The sequence below is a fragment of the Rhizobium sp. NFACC06-2 genome (assembly GCF_900101425.1).
Taxonomy (GTDB): Bacteria; Pseudomonadota; Alphaproteobacteria; order Rhizobiales; family Rhizobiaceae; genus Agrobacterium; species Agrobacterium leguminum.
Genome location: NZ_FMVA01000001.1, coordinates 772,621 through 789,997, shown reverse-complemented (window position 1 = coordinate 789,997; position 17,377 = coordinate 772,621). Strand labels below are relative to the sequence as shown.

The window sequence follows — 17,377 nt, the reverse complement described above, 5'->3', positions numbered from 1 at the left end:
TCCATCTGCCGGGTGGGAACGATCCGTTCTACCAATTCGTACGGAAACGTACTCACTGTTTTCATGGGATTTTCCGCTGCTAATATGACCGCCGCAGGTTGATGTTTTTTTCGAGCAAAGGGGCGACCGGGCGAACCGCTATGCTTGGATCAGATTTTCTTGTTTATAACCGATTGTTGAAGACACTCGGCACAGAACGCCTGTCGCAGCTTGCCTCCCGGCTGGAGCCCGTGGATCTGCCGGCGGGACATCGGCTCGTTGCCGCTGGCAAGCCCATTTCTCATCTCTGTTTTATCGAAACCGGTCTTGCATCGACGGTCGTTCATGATGACGGCGGCAAAAGCATTGAAGCCGTGCTTGTTGGGCGAGAGGGCATCACCGGCTGGCCCGTTCTGCTAGGCGCGGAAACCACGCCGGACGAAACCGTCATGGGCGTCGGCGGTCGTGGCTTCCTGATTCCGGCCGCTGAAATACGGCGGGAAATGGAGGAAGACGCGCGCCTGCGTGAGCTTTTGCTGGGCTATATCAACATCTGCCTGCTTCAGGCCAGCCAGCTTGTGCTTGCAAATGGGCAATATGGTCTGCGGGAAAGGCTCGCACGCTGGCTGCTGATGTGTCATGACCGCCTCGATAGGGATGATCTGCCGATTACCCATGAGTTTCTCTCCACCGTTCTTGGGGTGCGGCGGCCTGGCATTACCAACGAGCTGCATGTTCTAGAGGGCATTCATGCCATTCGCGCCAGCCGCGGAAATGTCCGCATTGTCAATCGCGGTATACTGGAAGACGTCGCCGACATGACCTATGGCGTCCCCGAAAGAGAATATGAAACACTGATGGCCCGTATGCGGACGGACGATGCCCTTTCAGTCCTTTCGGTCCAGCGCATCGGTGAAACGGACGACTTTCAGTAAGTCATGCTGCTTGTTACGGATAATGATGCATCCTTCGGAGATGTCACGCCCTTGCAGGATCGCCTCGCTCATCAAGGCGCGGGCGTCCTTGCGCGCCTCTTCGATCGCTTGGTCGAGGGAAGGGAGCTCGCTTCCTTCCGGGTCATCAAGGACGTTTTTACCGCTGATTACATTGAAGAAAAATCTTGGCATTGCGGGTTTTCCCAAGAAACGATGGTCGCCGCTGACGCATGGAGTGGCCTGTCCCTAGCCAAACTGCCGCAAATATTGCGCCTGTTTCTCAAGCCGTGCGGCAAGTTCGGAAATGCTCATATTCGTCGCGCATAGATGGATGGCGCATTCCAGGAAGTGCAGGGATGAGCGTCGGAGAAAGTCCTGCTGCTGCTCATGCGCCATTCTGGAGATGCGATCGGTTTTTCCGGATTTATCCGTCATCGTCTGTTCCCTCGGTTTGAATTCTGGGTCGCCTAACCAGTGGAGCGTACAATTGTTTCGAAAAAAATCCCGCTGTTGCCTCCCGGTCTTCGCGGAACATTTCCGCGTTCTGGATCCTTGGATAGCCCCAAGTTTCGTAGACACCCTCAGGTTAGACTTTCCGCTGCTTTTCGAACTCGACGAGCCATCAGGTAATGGAACCAGCCAGTCTCCTTTAACGCGAGCGCGCTCGGCCAATCCGCCCCTATGGGTTTCGCCGACACCCCAGCGATTGAGGATAACCCGGTCTCCGGCCTTCTCGCTTCTTACCGTTGACAGGCCGACGGAGATCACGTGTTTCTGAAACAGGCCTCGGGCACCATTGACCGGCAACCGGCCTACTGGACCCAAACGCGTCTAATTGCGTCGAATGCCGCGATGATAGAAGGATCGCCCATACGCGCTTCCAGGCAGAGGAAACTCAAGGTCGTCGAGAGCTTCACATTGTCCGCGATGACCAGTCCATGAGACTGCTGTTCATGCAGGGCAATCGATTCCCGGCAAAGGCTTAGTCCGACCCCCGTGCGCGTCATGGCGATCATGGACGCTTCCTGGTCCACTTGGGCCACGATGTGTTGGCGAACGCCAAGATTGGTGAACAGCCGGGCCAGCATCCGATTATGGACCGATGCGGGTGGCGTGCCGATCCATGGGAGGGAGGCAAGCTGTAACCAATCGGCCCCTCGCACAAAGCTTGCGAGCGATGGCGGAGCGACGACGCAATAGGTCAATTGGGCAAGTGAGCGAGCGTAGAAAAGCGATGCGGTATTCTCTCCAGTGATGTCGGGCGACGGATCATAATCCCGTGGGTCACCGAGATAGAAACCGGCGTCGAGCTCGTTACGCTTGAGCCTCTCCGGCACATCACCGCTCATTCCGTGACGCAACGTTGTTTCTATACCCGGTCCGCTTTCAAGAAGCGCTTTCAGAAAGGCGCCCAGCCGTGTGAATTCAGGATCGATGATCGTGCCGATCCGCAATTTGCCTCGGACCCTCGTCGATAAATTACCGGCCGTCTGACCGAAGTCCGTCAGCGCCGCCAGCACTTGCTCGGCTTTTGCAGCCAACAGCGCACCTTCCTGTGTCAACTCCAAACCCGTTGAGGTTCGCCGGAACAGGGTCAGCCCGGTGTCAGTGGCCAAGCGTTTCAACTGAAGCGTCACCGCCGGCTGCGTGACGTGCAGTTGCTCGGCGGCTCGGGTGACGTTTCCTTCCCGCCCCACGGTAACAAACGCCCGTAATGTTCTCAGATCGATACCTTCCAGCATATTAATTTCACTTATAATGCTCGGTTGAATTTGTCATTGGATTTAACGAGCCAATGTTGGTTATGCATCTAATTAAAGCAGGGAGGGAGCATGGCATGCCACGGCAAAGTGTCCAATCTTATAATTATGTGGTGTTCCATCGCGATTGGGGTGCAACCCGATGAGGAATGGTGGTTCCGGAACTTTCCGCGACTTTTTTGACTACGTGATTGTTGGCGGTGGCTCCGCAGGCTGCCTGCTCGCCAATCGCCTCAGTCGCGATCCGTCAAAACGTGTCCTTTTGCTGGAGGCCGGCCGCAAGGACGACTATCCGTGGATACATATCCCGGTCGGCTACCTCTATTGCATCGGCAATCCACGCACGGATTGGCTTTATAAAACCGAGCCGGATGCCGGCCTGAACGGCCGATCGCTGCGCTATCCCCGCGGCAAGACGCTTGGCGGCTGCTCGTCGATCAACGGCATGATTTATATGCGTGGTCAGGCGCGCGATTTTGACGGGTGGGCAGCGGCGACCGGCGATGACGCCTGGTCCTGGCAAAATTGCCTGCCCGATTTCAAGGCGCATGAGGATCATTACCGGCTGGACGGTGGCGCGGATCCGAAGACCGGCGACAACAGCCGGTTCTCCGACATGCATGGCCATGGCGGCGAATGGCGGATCGAGAAGCAGCGTTTGAAGTGGGACATTCTCGAATCCTTCGCGGAGGCCGCCGTGGAAGCGGGCATTCCGCGTTCGGACGATTTCAACAGCGGCGACAATGAAGGTGTGGGCTATTTCGAGGTCAATCAGCGCTCCGGCTGGCGCTGGAACACGTCAAAGGCTTTCCTGCGCCCGGCGCGGAACCGTCCCAACCTGACGATCTGGACGCAATCTCATGTCGAGCGTTTGATCCTTGTAAAAGAGGCGTCCGGTCGCAAGCGGTGCATCGGTGTCATGGTTGAGCGCCACGGGCAGCGCGTGGAGGTTGGCGCGCGCGGAGAGGTTATTCTCTCTGCAGGTGCAATCGGATCACCGCAAGTCCTGCAATTATCGGGCATCGGGCCCGCGGCACTGCTGAAGCGTCACGGCGTTGAGGTCGAACACGACCTGCCAGGTGTCGGTGAAAATCTTCAAGACCATCTGCAAATCCGTGCCGTTTTCAAGGTCGGTAATGCGAAAACGCTCAATACGCTCGCCAACAGCGTTTTTGGTAAAGCAATGATCGGGCTCGAATATGCGTTGAAACGCAGTGGTCCGATGAGCATGTCGCCCTCACAACTCGGCGCCTTCACGCGTTCAGATGAAAGCCAGGCCCATGCCAATTTGGAGTATCACGTCCAGCCCCTCAGCCTCGACGCGTTCGGTGAGCCGCTGCATACTATTCCCGCCTTCACTGCCAGTGTTTGCAATCTAAACCCGACCAGCGTTGGAAGCGTGCGGATTCGCTCCGGCAAAGTGTCGGACGCGCCGGCAATTGCGCCGAACTATCTCAGCACCGAAGAAGACCGCGGGATAGCTGCCCAAAGCCTCCGCCAGGTGCGCAAAATCGTGTCGCAGCCAGCGCTGGCAAAATACCAGCCTGAGGAATGGAAGCCAGGTCCGCAGTTCCAGAGTGATGAGGAACTTGCGCGGCTTGCGGGCGATATCGCCAATACCATCTTCCATCCGGTGGGTACGACGAAAATGGGCCGCGATGACGATCCGACGGCAGTCGTCGACAGTCGCCTCAGGGTACGCGGAGTTGCAGGGCTGCGTGTTGTCGATGCGGGCATCATGCCGAAAATCACAAGCGGCAACACCAACGCACCGACGCTTATGATTGCCGAAAAGGCGGCCGGCTGGATCATTGCCGACGCACACGCATAGAAAATTCTTGGGAAGGTTCAAAGAGATGACATCGACCGCACGGTCCACGCTTCCGCTTTCCGGCGTTCGGGTGGTTGATTTCGGGCAATATATTGCCGGCCCGGCAGTTGCCATGATCCTCGGCGCTCTGCAACGCTCAATCGCAACAAAGCCATCGTCAACATCGATCTGAAGGTGCCTCAGGGCATCCAGCAGGCGTTGGCGCTCATCGCGGAAGCAGACATTGTCATCGAAAATTTTCGCCCGGGCAAACTGGCGAGCGACAGTGCCCTGCGTTCGGCTTTGCAACAACTGGCAAACAGGCCCGTAACGGACCAGTGGCTTGCGGAAGCAAAGAGCATTCTTGGTGCGGGAACAGACAAGGGAAAGATCGCAGAATGGCGTGCCGTACTGGCGAGGTGGAAACCTCGAAGCTTGGTCGGACACCGATAACGTTGTGGAAAACGGCAGGAATGCCCAGCGAGCTGATCATGCGCAAGCATCCTGTCCCACGGCCGTCGAAGGTGACCTATGACAGGATTTGAAGAACCGAAGCGAAAAGCATGTTGCATCCCGCGATGCTATGTTCAGGTTCAACATGCTCTGCCTCGTTATGACTGAGACCGTCGCGGCACGGCACAAAAATCATGGCCGATGGTGCGACCCTGTTCATGAAAAGTGCATCGTGAAATGCGCCTGACAACATGCGTTCGGTCGAAAAACCGCGCTCCCGTGCGGCGCGGCCCAATGCCGACACGATGCCATCCTGGAAATTCGCCGGCGGCATGTCGAATATCTGTCCAATCGTCGCTTCGCATTTTTGGTCCATCGCAGCGTCGTGCACGATCGCGCGGATTTTACTCTCCATTTCGTCGAGTGTTTCTGATGATGGATGTCTGATATCGACGGTGAAAGTCACTGATTGTGGAATGGCGTTGACGGCGCCGGGCTGCAACGCCATTCGGCCAACGGTGAACCGGGCCGCAGGATCCAGCGGCATCATGGCGGGGAAAAGCGATCCCAGCGCATTGACCGCGGCATGAAAAGGATCGCGTCTATATGCTAGGGCTGTTGTGCCGGCATGAGCAGTCTGGCCGGTGATTGACACCTCCAGCCAGCGTGTACCCTGTATGCCCGTCACAATCCCGATGGGCACGCCCTGTTTTTCAAGGGATGGACCCTGCTCTATATGTACCTCGACAAAAGCAAAGACCGGAAAACCAAGATCGCGCATGGTCGCTTCCGGCAGGCTTTTCAGGGTGGCGTCAAGCTCACCTGCAAAACCGGCGCCGTCATCCGTTGCCGCAAGATGAAGCCAGTTTTCGGGGATATTACCGGAAGCAAAAGCCATGGAGCCCATGCAGCCGGGAGCGAAGCGGCAGCCTTCCTCATTGGTGAAGGCGACCACCTCAATGGGGCGCTCCGTATCTATTCCGAAATCTTCGAGCGTTTCGAGAACCTCGAATGCCGAAAGCGTTCCCAGCGCTCCATCAAACCGGCCGCCTGACGGCTGGCTATCCAGATGGCTGCCGATCAGAAGCGGTGCAAGGCTCTCGTCGCGGCCATTCCTACGAATGAAAAGATTGGCAAGGGGATCCTGAAACACGGAAAACCCCCGATCAATGGCGAGTTTCGCCAGCAGTCGTCTCGCCTCACGATCCAGTCCGGTCAGCGCCTGCCGGTTGACGCCGCCCTTTTCAGTCGCGCCGATCGCCGCAAATCGATCGAGATTTGCCAGCAGTCTTTCGCCGTTGATCGAAAGTTTTGCCATTGCTGTCTCCTTTTCAGCCATCGAGGCCGGGCTGAGCCGCTGCAACGAAAGAACGTACCCGGGACAGTTCGACCGGGTTCCACCAGACGCCGCCTTCCTTCAGCGATGACGCCACGATTACGCCATTGGTGCGTTTGAGGATTTCGATAATATTGCCTTCGTTGACCCCTGAGCCGACCAGAAGCGGCAGATGCGTGGCCGCGCCGATCTCCTCGATCTCTTCAAGAGACGCGCTGTTTCCGGTCCGCTGGCCTGTCGCTATCACGGCATCGGCGTCGAAGAAGGCGAGATCGCGCGTCAGCTCATCAATGCTGCGATCCGCCGTGATGGCGTGGGCGCCGTGCTTGACATGGCTATCGGCAAATACCTTGATGTGCTCTGCCCGCAGCAGCGAACGGTAGCGCATCGCCTCGGCTGCACGCCCCTCCATGAAACCCTCATTGGCCACATAGGCATTGGCCCATTGGTTGACGCGGATGAACTTTGCCCCACCTGCCATGGCAATCGCGAAGGCCGGGATCGGAGCATTGGCCAGCACGTTGATGCCAACGGGAACGCCGGCGGCGCGGACGATACGGTCTGTCACCACGCTCATGAAGGCTGATGTTTCCGGTCCGATATCGTCGGGCTTGGAGAAGGGCACGTCACCATGATTTTCGATGATCAGCCCGTGCATCCCGCCTTCAACGAGGCGCTCCGCATCGCGCATGCAGGCATCATAGATCGCATCCATGCTCGCGCTGCGATAACGCGGCGCTCCGGGAAAGGCCGGGCAATGGATCATGCCGATCAGCGCCTTGTTGCGACCGAAAATTTCCTTGATAGCATTGGCCGCGTTGTCGGATATGGTCTGCATTTAAGTCCCTTTCGAAAGTTCTCCATGCGTGCCTTTGTTATCGGCAATATCGCACTCGATGAAACCTATTCCATTGCCGCACTGCCGGAGGCAGGCGCTTCAATCTTCGGCGAGCAGGCCTCGCGCAGTCTCGGTGGCAAAGGCTGCAACCAGGCCATTGTTCTTTCACGGTGCGGTGTCGAAACCACGCTCGTCGCCGCCGTCGGCAGGGATGACCGTGCCATTGCAATCGGAAAGGCGCTCACCCGCGAGCACCTGACACCAAAGCTTGTTCCCGTCGCCAGCGCCACCAGCGATATTTCCATCATTCTGACGACCCCAGACGGCGAAAACTCCATCATCACCACCCGGTCAGCAGCGGCAGCGCTTGATGATAAGGCTGCCCTGGACTCGCTTGGCGATGCCGTCTCCGGCGACCTCGTCGTTTTGCAGGGCAATCTCTCGGAAGAAACAACCATTGCCATTCTCGAAGCGGCGAGATCGAAGAAGCTGAAAACAGCCTTCAATCCCTCCCCGCTGCAACCCTGGTTCGCAGGCATTCTGCCGCTCATCGATATCGCCGTCCTCAATCGAATCGAGGCTGAGGCGCTGACCGGCGAGAGCGCGGCCGAGGCCGGCGCTCTCCTGCTGCGCGCCGGTGTCGGCCTCGTCATCGTCACGCTCGGCGGACAGGGCTGCGTGCTCGTGTCCGCCGATGGTGTCATCGAGGTGCCGGCCGTGACCGCGACGATCGTCGACACCACGGGTGCCGGCGATTGCTTCACGGGTGTTGCGCTCGCCTCCGCTACACGTCGCGGCGTCGCCGTGGATGCGCGTGCCCTTGAGGATGCCGCAAGGGCTGCAGCCATCACGGTCGGCCGCCGTGGCACGCAGGATGCCTTTCCCAGCCATGAAGAACTAATGACCATCCTGCGGGCTTGAGCCTGCCGATCACGGCTTTTCCGAAAGCCAGCCGAGAATGTTCTTCCAAAGACGCCCATAGCCGTCCCATTCACAGAAGGCGGGAGAGAGCCAGTGTGGACCGATGTCGGATGTCCATGCGGCCGTTCGGCCCTTGCCGAAACGTCCGGTGACGAGCAGCGGATGGGAACCCTGATCTTCCGGCAGACGGGCAACCACCTCGACATCGTCACGATCACGAACCTCGACCTCGTTGACACCAAGCAGTAGCGGCCATTCGCCGGAAAGGCCTGCGACCGTCGGATGATCGGGTTTCAGAACCTTGGCTGTCGAGCCTTCAGGAATTTCCACGCGGTCGTCCCACGGAAGGCAGGTAACGGGAAGCGTGTCTTCCACTGGCGTGCGGCGCCAGCGGGCCTTGCCGTCGATACCCTGGAAGGAAAAATAGCCGCCGACCATCAGCAGGCCGCCGCCCTTTTCCACCCATGCCTTGATGAGCTTCAACCGGTTCGGCACGGTCTTCGACTGCAGCCAGACGGCCGGCGGCAGGAGAAGGGAGTTTGCGCCGATATCCGAGAGGATGATGGCGTCATAGACGTCGAGCCCTGCCATCTCGAAGGGGAACTTCTCCACAGCATCATGAGCGGTCATGTAAGTCAGCTCATATTCGCTGCCTTCCAGAGCCTTCACCAGCGGTTCTGCACCCAGATGAAAGGTGACGCTGCCAAACTGATCGAAGCCCTTGTAGTGGGTGGCGGAGCTCACCCAGCTTTCACCGACGAGGAGCACTTTTTTTGTCATGATCTTTCCATTTCCATAGTTTCGTCAGGTCTTCGCCTGGAAGACCGAGCGCGGATTATCCCGCATGAGGGTTTGAAGAGTGGCGTCGTCGAGGCCATGCCGCTTCAGCCGCGGCAGGAAATGCCTGAGGATATAGGCGTAGCCATTGCCGCCATACCGCGTCAGCATCATTTTCAGGAAGACGTCATGAGACAGCAGAATGCGGTCGAGGTAACCGCCCTCCGCCAGCGTGACAATCGAACGGGCGGCATCCTCGTCGCTGGGGCATTGCACCTGCTGGTCGGCGTAGAAAAAATCCATACCGATCATGTCGTATTCGATGAAGGCGCGGCGATCTGCGAGTTCGCTCTGGTAGGTGATATCCGCGTGGGACGGGTTCATGTGACAAAGAACCGTATGGTTTAGATCGGCGCCTTCATCCGCGACGATGTCGAGAACACTGTGTCCCAGCCGAAGCCATCCCGGCAAATGAACCATCAGGGGAAGGCCGGTGCGGACCTGCGCCTGCGCCGCTCCCCGCAGGGACTTTTCCTCCGCTGCCGTGAAATCCGCGGAGACACCGATTTCGCCGATCAGACCGATGCGGACATCGGTCCCATCGACACCGTGGCGCGCCTCGTGCACGATTTCGTCGGCTATGGCTTCGACGGTCAGCCCCGCCACCTTTTCGGGGTGGGAGGATGCAAGGTAATAACCAGCGCCCATGACGATGTTGAGCCCCGTCGCCTGTGAAATCCGTCGCAGCGCCAGCGGATTTCTGCCGATACCCTGACAGGTCGGCTCCACGACAGTCTGTCCCCCCGCCCTGGCGAAATCCTTCAGTTCCGCAATCGCCAGCGGCTCGTCATCGAGCGTGATATTGTGCTTGTTGACGAAGGGATCCTGACGCAGCTCGCTCAGGATTTCCATGCAGACGAAGCCTTCGGCGAGATATTGCCGCTCCGGTGTCCTTGGGGCGTGCCACCAGCATCGGCAATCGTTGAGGATGTGCTCGTGCATCAGGGTGACGCCAAGCTGGTCCGCAGCGATTGCGCCTTGCACGGTCATGATATTTCCCGACCGGATATGCCCTTCTGACAGTTCCGTGGCCATCGCATCATCCCTTTCTTTTCGCGCCGAGGCGGAAGTTGGCGGTGAAGATGCGTGTGTTGAGCCAGATCGCGGCAAGGATGATGGCGCCCGTCACGATCTGGGTGAAGAAGGGAGAGATGTGCATGAGGATAAGACCGTTGCCTATCACGGCGATTGTCATGGTGCCCAGGACCGTGCCAAGAATGGTGCCTCGGCCGCCCATCAGTGAAGTCCCGCCCAGAACCACGGCCGCAACCACCTGAAGCTCGAAACCGACGGCCGCATTCGACGATCCGGACCCCAGCCGTGCTGCAATCATGAGGCCGGCAATGGCCGAGGCCACGCCCGCGGCCAGATAGACCGACGCTAGAATCCATTTTGCGGGCATTCCCACACGGCGCGCCGCTTCCGGGTTGGAGCCGACAGCCACCACGCGACGACCATATCGGGTGCTGGAAAGCACGATATAGGCGATGACGGTAACGACGACGCCGATCAGGGCAGGAACGGGCATGCCGAGGAAATCACCCCTGCCGAGGTAAAAGAAACCGGGCGCTTCCGGTATAGGTACGGAATAGCCCTGCGTGATATAGAGGGCGACGCCGCGCAGGATGGAGAGGCCTGCAAGCGTCACGATGAAGGCTGGAATACCCTGATAGGCAATGAACCAGCCCTGCACGAGGCCGAGCCCGCCGCCGAGCACGAGCATGGCGACGACAACCAGCGGCCAGGGGTAACCGGCCGCGAGCAGGATCGCCCCGACGGCATTGATCAGGGCGACCATGGAGCCGACGGACAGATCGATACCGCCGGTGATGATGACGAATGTCATTGCGACTGAGACAATCAGGATGGGCGCGGCCTGACGGACCACGTTCAGAAGATTGCCGGCCGTCAGAAACGTATCCGTGGTTGCGGAGAAGAACACCATGCAGAGGGCAAAAAAGGCCGCGATGGAAAGCACCTGCGCATTTTCGGCGAAAAAGTCCGAAAGCGGCGAGCCTTTGGCGCGTTCAGTATAGACGGTCAATGACGTTGCCCTCCCACGATCAGCCGCACGAGATCCTCGAGGCTGGTGTCGTTGATCTGGCGCTCCGCCACCTTGGTGCCCTCATACATGACGGCGATGCGGTCGCAGACCCGGAAGAGATCCTGAAGGCGGTGGGTGATGAGGATGACCGATACGCCCTTTGCCTTGACGCGATTGATGAGCGAAAGCACGGCTTCCACCTCCGCAACGGCAAGCGCCGATGTCGGCTCGTCCATGATCAGAACCTTCGGATTGAAGGAGGCCGCGCGCGCGATCGCGATTGCCTGCCGCTGGCCGCCGGACAGTTTCTCCACCTTGGAGGTGAGGCGCGGAATGCGGATTTCCAGTGCATCCAGCATCTTGCGAGCTTCTGAAAGCATGGTTGGCCGGTCGAGAAACGGACCTTTGGTAATTTCGCGCCCGAGGAAGAGATTGCCCACGACATCGATATGATCGCACAGGCTGAGATCCTGAAAAACCATTTCGATGTTGCGGTTGCGGGCATCGGCAGGGCCCGAAAAGCGAATGGCTTCGCCTTCCATCGTGATCGTGCCTTCGTCCGGGATGTAGGTTCCGGAAATCACCTTGGTGAGGGTGGATTTACCGGCCGCATTGTCGCCGACGAGGCCGAGGCACTCGCCGGGGAAGATATCCAGATCGACGCCGCGAAGCGCCTGATGCGAGCCAAAGGTCTTGCGGATATCGCGCAGGGAGATACGCGCTTCACGATCGGGCTGCCGGGAGAGAAGATCTCCCCCGGCGCCGTCGACAGCGCCTGTGTGCTGTCCGGCCGCAATCATTTGAAGACCGCACGGTAGGGTTCGACATTGGCCTTGGTGACGATGGTGACCGGCACGGCAATGGTCTTTTCCACGGTGCCGCCATCGGAGACGGTCTTGAGGGCCTTGACCGCCGCTTCACCCATGGCGGAAGGATCCTGCTGGATGACGCCGGCGACATAACCCGCATCGATGCCTGCAATCGCCTGTTTGGTCAGGTCCCAACCAAACACCTTGATGTCTTTCTGCTTGCTCTGGCTTTCAACGGCGGCGACCGCTCCAAGAAGAGCTGGTTCACCGGTGGCATAAATTGCGGTCATATCAGGATTGCCGGTGATCAGGTTTTCCGCGGCCGAAAGTGCGGTATCCTGAACGTTCTGGCCATCGACAACGCCGGCGGCGGTGATGCCGGACTTGTCCTTGATGGCGTCTTCAAAGCCCTTCTGGCGGATGTTCTGGATGAAAGAGTTCAGCGCCCCGACGACACCGATCTTCGCTTTGCCGCCCATGTCGGACTTCACGTAGTCAAGGAAGAATTTTCCCATGTCGGCGCCCGCTTTGCCGTTATCGACGCCGATCTGCGCCTTCTGCGGACCTTCCGGCAGGATGGCGTCAATGGCGACGACGGGAATATTGGCGGCGGCCGCCTGCTTTACGGCCGGCATGATGCCGTTGACGTCGATGGCGACCACGGCAATGCCGTCCACCTTCTGTTGGATATAGGTTTCAATCGCGCTGTTCTGAGCGGCGGGGTCATTGTTGGCGTTAAAGATCACCAGCTTGACGCCGGCTTCCTTGGCAGCTTTTTCCGCGCCTTCATTCATCTGGTTAAAAAACAGCGCCTGCTGGTTGATCTGAACCAGGGCGATCGTCTTTTCGGCGGCGTTGGCAAGACCAGCAGACAAAGTCGCGCCGGCAAGGACGGTCGCAGCCAGAGCTGCGGAAAAATATCGACGTTTGAAATTCAGCATTATCGTTCTTCCTCTGTTGGTTTCGTTGCTTTTTATTAGATCGCGGGCGGCGCAACGGATTCACGCACGACGATTTCGACGGGCAACAGCTCCTCTGACAGCAAAGGATGTTCCTGGTCCCAATTGGTTTCGAGCAAAAGCGACAGGGCGCGTTGGCCAATGGCGCTGACAGGCTGGCGAATGGCGGTGAGCGGCGGCGCAAAAAGATGCAGCGGCCCGACGTCGTCGAAACCTATCATCGACACGTCCTGCGGGATGCGCACGCCTTCGGCACGCAGAACCTCGACAAATCCGATGGCAATTTCGTCCGAACTGGCGAAAACCGCCGTTGCCGGGCGCCCCTCATCCAGAAAGCGGCGCCCGGCAGCCCGGCCAAATTCCACGGTATATGCGCCGCAATATCTGGAAATCGAAAGCTCTGCCTCCGCCACCCGCTCGGTGAGAGCAGATTTGAGGCCGCGAAAACGACGCTCCGTACTGATCATGTCCTCTGGTCCCCCGACATAAAGGACATGTTTATGCCCATGCATAGCCAGATGCGCGCCAGCCAGGCGACCGCCCTGTTCATTGTCGCAGAAGAGTTTCGGCACGGTGGCGCCGGGCACGTCTTCATCGACCACCACGACCTTGCCAGTGGTATTGATCAGCTCCGCCAGTTCGTCGGTATTGGGGTGGTTCGTGATGAAAACGAGCCCATCGACATGATTGCGGGCAAGCAGACGAAGATAGGACAATTCCCGACCCGTACGGTTCAGCGTGGCGAAAAGCGAGAGGGCAAGTCCTCGCCTGTCGGCTTCTTCTTCGACGGCCGCAACGAGCATGCCGAAAAACGGGTTTCCAATATCAGGAACGACAAGGCCGATCGTGTCCGAGCGCCCTCGGCTCAAACGTCTGGCATGGGGATTGGGCACGTAATTGAGTTCACGGATAGCGGCCTCGATGCGCGCTTTCGTTTCTGGGGGCAGCTCCAGCGTGCCGTTCAGAAGCCGCGATACGGTCGCAACTGAAACGCCTGCCGCCAAGGCGACATCTTTGAGGCTGGTCGCATGGTTTCGCGCCATCACACTCCCGCTTTCTGTTCCACTCTATCGGGTCTTTTCGACCTCTGTCCGGCTTGTAAAGCGATTTACTAAACCGGTTTACAAAAAAGTCTAAAAGCTCGGCCGAGTCAACACGGTTTTATAACCTCTTTAAAATTTGTCTGTTTCACCGGAGCCGGATCGAAGTGGAGATAAGGCGGCGCTTACCCTTGCCTACCAAGCATCTTCGTAGATTCTGGCGGCATCGGACAGCAGCACCGTGCGTGGATTGTTAACCAGCAGGCGGGTCTGTTCCATCGCACTTTCCGCCAGCAAGGCAAGCCCGTCTTTTGGTATCCCAACATCTCTCAGTCGCACCGGCAGGTTCAGGCGCCCGGGGAGCGAGGCCAGCCCTTCCAGGAAGCCGGCAAGTCGTCCTGACCTGTCGGCAGACTCCAGCTGAGGAAAAAGACATGGCGCCAATTCCGCATAGGCATCGCCGCACACCGTTGCGTTGAAATGCAACACATGCGGCAGGACCAGGCTGTTGGAGAGCCCGTGCGGAACATGATAGAGGCCGCCAATCGGGTAGGCGAGAGCATGAATGGCCGCAACCGGCGAATTGGCAAAGGCCTGACCGGCCAGCATCGCACCCAGCAGCATGGCCTGTCTGGCAACCATCTCGGCCCCGTTCTTCACGGCGATCTCGATATTCGCTCCAAGAAGCCGGAGCGCCTCTTTGGCAAGGGTGCGGGAAACAGGATTGTTGTTCGCACTTGCGGAGGTGAACGCCTCGATGGCGTGGACCATGGCATCAATTCCCGTTGCCGCCGTCACCGCCGGAGGAAGGCCGACGGTCAGGCTTGCGTCGAGGATCGCCGCATCCGGCAGCAGGGTTGGCGACACGACGCCCTTTTTCTGATGTGCATCCGTGGTAACGATGGAAATCGGCGTGACTTCCGATCCGGTACCTGCCGTCGTCGGCACCAGCACGAGGGGCAGGCGTTCCCCGGTCACCTTGCCGACGCCGTAAATATCGCCGAGCGCTTCACCGCTCCTGGCCAGCAGGGCTACGAGTTTCGCGACATCGAGCGATGAGCCGCCACCGATGCCCAGTATGCCGGTGGCACCGAAATCGATTGCACGCGCTACAGCGTCGTGGATGACGGTTTCCGGAGGATCAGCGACAACGCCGGTGAAGATCGATGTTTCGGCTCCGCCCTCCGAAAGGCTTGCAAGGGCGGGTTGAACAAGCCCAGCCCTGACGACGCCATCGTCTGAAATTACCAGAACACGCGACCCGAGCCCGGTCTTCAGCTCCGAAAGCCTTGCGATACTGCCGGGGCCTGCGATTATCTGCGGGACAGTCGCGAATGTGAACGTGGACATCTTATCGGTCTCTCACTGATGCCATTTGACGAGAGGCTGATAGTGATGTGGTTGACGCATGACGACAAGATCCTTTCGCCGGACAATGTTCGTCGGATAGGGTGTATCGAGGTTGGTGGTAGAAAGCGGTTCCGCCCGGGTGTGGGGAGCCTCAAGCCCGGTCAGCGACAGTTCCGGGCAAACCAGAATGTCCGGCGCTGTCGTCGCCTTTGCTTCTGTGGCCGGTGCCGTGATGCGGGCGATGTTGTCTGCGATCACGGAGGAGGGGGCGAATTGGGCAACGGCCGCGCGCGATTTGCGCCCGCGCGGGATCGGTCTGTACGAGTTCGCCGAAATCAAGGGCATCGTCGGCTTCGGAGATTGACCGTTACGACCCATCTCGTATCCGTGACGCGTTCATCGGGACTCGTCTCGAAATCGGGAAGCGTTAAACCTTCATCCCCATCGCGCCGTGCCGACGGCGATAACAGGGCCGGTTGCCTGACCGGTCGGCGAGCCGCCGAAAGGTTCGACGCTGATCGCGAAGGTGGTGCCTTCGGTGATGCTGTTGCGCATGTCTGCGGGGATTATAAGATCGCCATTCGTGCCGGGCTGGAAGACGCCGAGCGAGCGGGTCTTGCCGCCATCCATCACCAGCCACAGTTCCAGAGACTTTTCGTCGGTCTTGCCGGTTGCGACAGGCACAATGTGCATCCGTCCGGATTCCGCATCGTAGGAGGCGAGGAGATTAACCTGGCTGTCGGTCGTTGCAAGTTCGGCCACCAGCGGGGTCGAGCCCTGCCATTTTTCGGGGAAGGCGGCGTAAACGATGGCGGCCACGGCGGTTGCGCTGGTGGCAACCGAGATCCAGCGCCAGAAGGACGCGGAATTCCAGACGCTGCCATTGGTATTGACGGTCCTGCCGCCGAACAGGCGTTCTTCGATACGCGCAAGAACAGTGGCGCTCGGTGCCTGCTCCTGGTAATCGGCATTGAAGTCGGAAAATTCCGCCTCCCAACGCTGCACCAACTGTGCGAAGGCCGCGTCGTCCTGCATGCGTCGTTCCAGTTCACGGCGCTTTTCGAGCGGCAGCACGCCCAGGACATATTCACCGGCGAGGATGTCGTCGTGCGAATGCTTGCCGCCGCTCTGTTCGCCCGTTGTCATCGCTGCATGCACTCTCTGAGTTTGAGAAGACTGCGTCGCAGCCAGGTTCTGACCGTGTTGAGCGGCACGCGCAATTCTTCGGCGAGTTCCAGATAGCTCAAGCCCTCGACATAGGCCCGACGCACCGCCTGCGCGTGTACGGTCTCAAGCTCGCGCATGCAGGCTTCGATCCTGCGGCCTTCATCGGCGAGAACGATCTGCTGCTCAGGATCGCGGGCGCTCTCGTCGGCAAGATCGTAGGCTTCCTCGATGTCGTCGGTTATGGGCTTGCGCGCGCGGATGGTGTCTATTGCATGATTGCGGGCAATAGCGGCAAGCCATGTGGCGGGTTTGCCGGCGCTGGCGGCAAATGTTCGGGCCCGCTGCCAGACCTTGATATAGATTTCCTGCAGCGCCTCCTCGGCTTCCGTTCTGTCACGCAGGATTTTCAGGCAGATCGCGAAAAGCTTCGGACTGGTTGCCTGGTAAAGCGAGACGAATGCTGAACGATCACCCATGCCGACGCGGTTGATAAGGCTTGCGATCTCTGTGCCCTGCATTCGAACCTTCCTTGCTGCGCCTCCTTTATAGGATCGTATTTCGCGGGAAGACAAGAGATGTATTCCGAGAACCCGGCAACGGATACGCTGCAGGGGTATCGGAACGAAGCTGCCGGTAAGAGAGGATGTCGTCATCACAGGCCCGCCGGATTTTCCAGCGGGCCGACGAGCCGCGCCGTGATGAGATAGCCGATTGTGGCCGCCGCTGCGGAGACGAAGGTTCCCCATAGAAGATCGGCGACCGTCAGGGTCGTGGACCAGCTTTTGAGCGTCGCCTGATTGGTCAGGTCGTAAGTGGCATAGGCCATGAAGCCCACCACTGCGCCATAGAGCAGCGCGGTCGTCCATTCCCCTGTCTGAAAGGCCGGGCGAACCGCAAGAAAGGTCAGGCCGGCGGCATAGATGAGGTAAAAGACGACCGCCGGAGCAAGCCGAAAGTTTTCTGCCAGAAGATCGCCGATGGCCGGGCGGTAAAGGCGCGACGCCATCGTGCTCAACCAGATGAAATCAATCACCAGAAAGGCGACGAGGGTAAAAAGGTAGGCTGCGACATAGGTTTTCATTGGTGTTTTCCTTTGCAGGGCGTCGATAGGGGAGCGACGATGGCGGGTCGAAGCAACG

Annotated in this window: 18 protein-coding genes and 3 pseudogenes; 4 read left to right on the top strand and 17 right to left on the bottom strand. The window is 59.0% G+C overall.

Features of this window, described 5'->3' with window-relative positions; all coding sequences use genetic code 11:
• Window positions 1–140 precede the first annotated feature (140 nt).
• Window positions 141–914 (top strand): Crp/Fnr family transcriptional regulator, encoded by a 774-nt coding sequence (locus tag F3H58_RS04110; protein ID WP_149741285.1) that lies wholly within the window; start codon window positions 141–143, stop codon window positions 912–914.
• Here the strand turns inward: F3H58_RS04110 and F3H58_RS04105 are convergent.
• The 4 genes and pseudogenes from F3H58_RS04105 to F3H58_RS04090 form a co-directional block, all read right to left on the bottom strand.
• Window positions 867–1,106, bottom strand: coding sequence for a DUF6894 family protein (locus F3H58_RS04105; RefSeq protein ID WP_080629468.1), 240 nt, complete (start codon window positions 1,104–1,106; stop codon window positions 867–869). The genes F3H58_RS04110 and F3H58_RS04105 overlap by 48 nt on opposite strands.
• Before the next feature lie 54 nt (window positions 1,107–1,160).
• Window positions 1,161–1,349 carry a hypothetical protein gene (locus tag F3H58_RS04100; RefSeq protein WP_078051593.1) on the bottom strand — a complete coding sequence of 63 codons (189 nt, stop codon included), beginning with the start codon at window positions 1,347–1,349 and terminating at the stop codon, window positions 1,161–1,163.
• Window positions 1,350–1,514: 165 nt separating this feature from the next.
• Window positions 1,515–1,646 (bottom strand): annotated as a pseudogene (locus F3H58_RS27450) (oxidoreductase); the annotation flags it as partial.
• 80 nt (window positions 1,647–1,726) lie between these two features.
• Window positions 1,727–2,656: a LysR family transcriptional regulator gene (locus F3H58_RS04090; RefSeq protein ID WP_149741284.1), complete on the bottom strand. Its 930-nt coding sequence runs from the start codon at window positions 2,654–2,656 to the stop codon at window positions 1,727–1,729.
• 160 nt (window positions 2,657–2,816) lie between these two features.
• Here F3H58_RS04090 and F3H58_RS04085 point away from each other — a divergent pair, with 160 nt between their 5' ends.
• Together F3H58_RS04085 and F3H58_RS27445 are read left to right on the top strand one after the other, a co-directional pair.
• Window positions 2,817–4,505: a GMC family oxidoreductase gene (locus tag F3H58_RS04085; protein WP_149741283.1), complete on the top strand. Its 1,689-nt coding sequence runs from the start codon at window positions 2,817–2,819 to the stop codon at window positions 4,503–4,505.
• A 25-nt stretch (window positions 4,506–4,530) separates the two neighbouring features.
• A pseudogene (locus F3H58_RS27445) lies at window positions 4,531–4,766 on the top strand (CoA transferase); the annotation flags it as partial.
• Between the two features lie 247 nt (window positions 4,767–5,013).
• Here the strand turns inward: F3H58_RS27445 and F3H58_RS04075 are convergent.
• Entirely contained in the window at window positions 5,014–6,255 is a 1,242-nt protein-coding gene (locus F3H58_RS04075) for a Zn-dependent hydrolase (RefSeq protein ID WP_149741282.1), read from the bottom strand.
• Between the two features lie 13 nt (window positions 6,256–6,268).
• Window positions 6,269–7,111, bottom strand: a complete 843-nt coding sequence (locus F3H58_RS04070; protein WP_149741281.1) for a BtpA/SgcQ family protein — start codon at window positions 7,109–7,111, stop codon at window positions 6,269–6,271.
• A 24-nt stretch (window positions 7,112–7,135) separates the two neighbouring features.
• Between F3H58_RS04070 and F3H58_RS04065 the strand changes: the two genes are divergently transcribed.
• Window positions 7,136–8,032, top strand: coding sequence for a ribokinase (locus F3H58_RS04065; protein WP_149741280.1), 897 nt, complete (start codon window positions 7,136–7,138; stop codon window positions 8,030–8,032).
• Between the two features lie 9 nt (window positions 8,033–8,041).
• On the opposite strand, the gene F3H58_RS04060 is transcribed toward F3H58_RS04065, so the two are convergent.
• From F3H58_RS04060 to F3H58_RS04010, 11 genes and pseudogenes are all read right to left on the bottom strand, one after another.
• Window positions 8,042–8,812: a glutamine amidotransferase gene (locus tag F3H58_RS04060; protein ID WP_149741279.1), complete on the bottom strand. Its 771-nt coding sequence runs from the start codon at window positions 8,810–8,812 to the stop codon at window positions 8,042–8,044.
• Between the two features lie 24 nt (window positions 8,813–8,836).
• The gene (locus F3H58_RS04055) at window positions 8,837–9,904 is read right to left on the bottom strand and encodes a phosphotriesterase family protein (protein ID WP_149741278.1); all 1,068 of its coding nucleotides are present in this window, start codon (window positions 9,902–9,904) and stop codon (window positions 8,837–8,839) included.
• 4 nt (window positions 9,905–9,908) lie between these two features.
• On the bottom strand, window positions 9,909–10,913 hold the full coding sequence (locus tag F3H58_RS04050) for an ABC transporter permease (protein WP_065656267.1): 1,005 nt from the start codon (window positions 10,911–10,913) through the stop codon (window positions 9,909–9,911).
• Window positions 10,910–11,713 (bottom strand): ATP-binding cassette domain-containing protein, encoded by an 804-nt coding sequence (locus F3H58_RS04045; RefSeq protein WP_149741277.1) that lies wholly within the window; start codon window positions 11,711–11,713, stop codon window positions 10,910–10,912. Before F3H58_RS04045 ends, F3H58_RS04050 begins: the two co-directional genes overlap by 4 nt.
• On the bottom strand, window positions 11,710–12,663 hold the full coding sequence (locus tag F3H58_RS04040) for an ABC transporter substrate-binding protein (RefSeq protein ID WP_149741276.1): 954 nt from the start codon (window positions 12,661–12,663) through the stop codon (window positions 11,710–11,712). Before F3H58_RS04040 ends, F3H58_RS04045 begins: the two co-directional genes overlap by 4 nt.
• Window positions 12,664–12,698: 35 nt before the next feature.
• Window positions 12,699–13,724, bottom strand: a complete 1,026-nt coding sequence (locus tag F3H58_RS04035) for a LacI family DNA-binding transcriptional regulator (RefSeq protein ID WP_149741275.1) — start codon at window positions 13,722–13,724, stop codon at window positions 12,699–12,701.
• Window positions 13,725–13,916: 192 nt separating this feature from the next.
• Window positions 13,917–15,071 (bottom strand): iron-containing alcohol dehydrogenase, encoded by a 1,155-nt coding sequence (locus F3H58_RS04030; RefSeq protein ID WP_149741274.1) that lies wholly within the window; start codon window positions 15,069–15,071, stop codon window positions 13,917–13,919.
• A gap of 12 nt (window positions 15,072–15,083) precedes the next feature.
• Window positions 15,084–15,392, bottom strand: a pseudogene (locus F3H58_RS27440) (hypothetical protein); the annotation flags it as partial.
• A gap of 114 nt (window positions 15,393–15,506) precedes the next feature.
• Window positions 15,507–16,217 (bottom strand): anti-sigma factor, encoded by a 711-nt coding sequence (locus F3H58_RS04020; RefSeq protein ID WP_149741273.1) that lies wholly within the window; start codon window positions 16,215–16,217, stop codon window positions 15,507–15,509.
• Complete coding sequence (locus F3H58_RS04015) at window positions 16,214–16,756, bottom strand: sigma-70 family RNA polymerase sigma factor (protein ID WP_065656274.1); 543 nt, start codon at window positions 16,754–16,756, stop codon at window positions 16,214–16,216. Before F3H58_RS04015 ends, F3H58_RS04020 begins: the two co-directional genes overlap by 4 nt.
• A 134-nt stretch (window positions 16,757–16,890) precedes the next feature.
• A complete protein-coding gene (locus F3H58_RS04010; RefSeq protein ID WP_149741272.1) occupies window positions 16,891–17,319 on the bottom strand; it encodes a DUF2177 family protein in 429 nt (142 codons plus the stop codon).
• Between the last annotated feature and the right edge of the window lie 58 nt (window positions 17,320–17,377).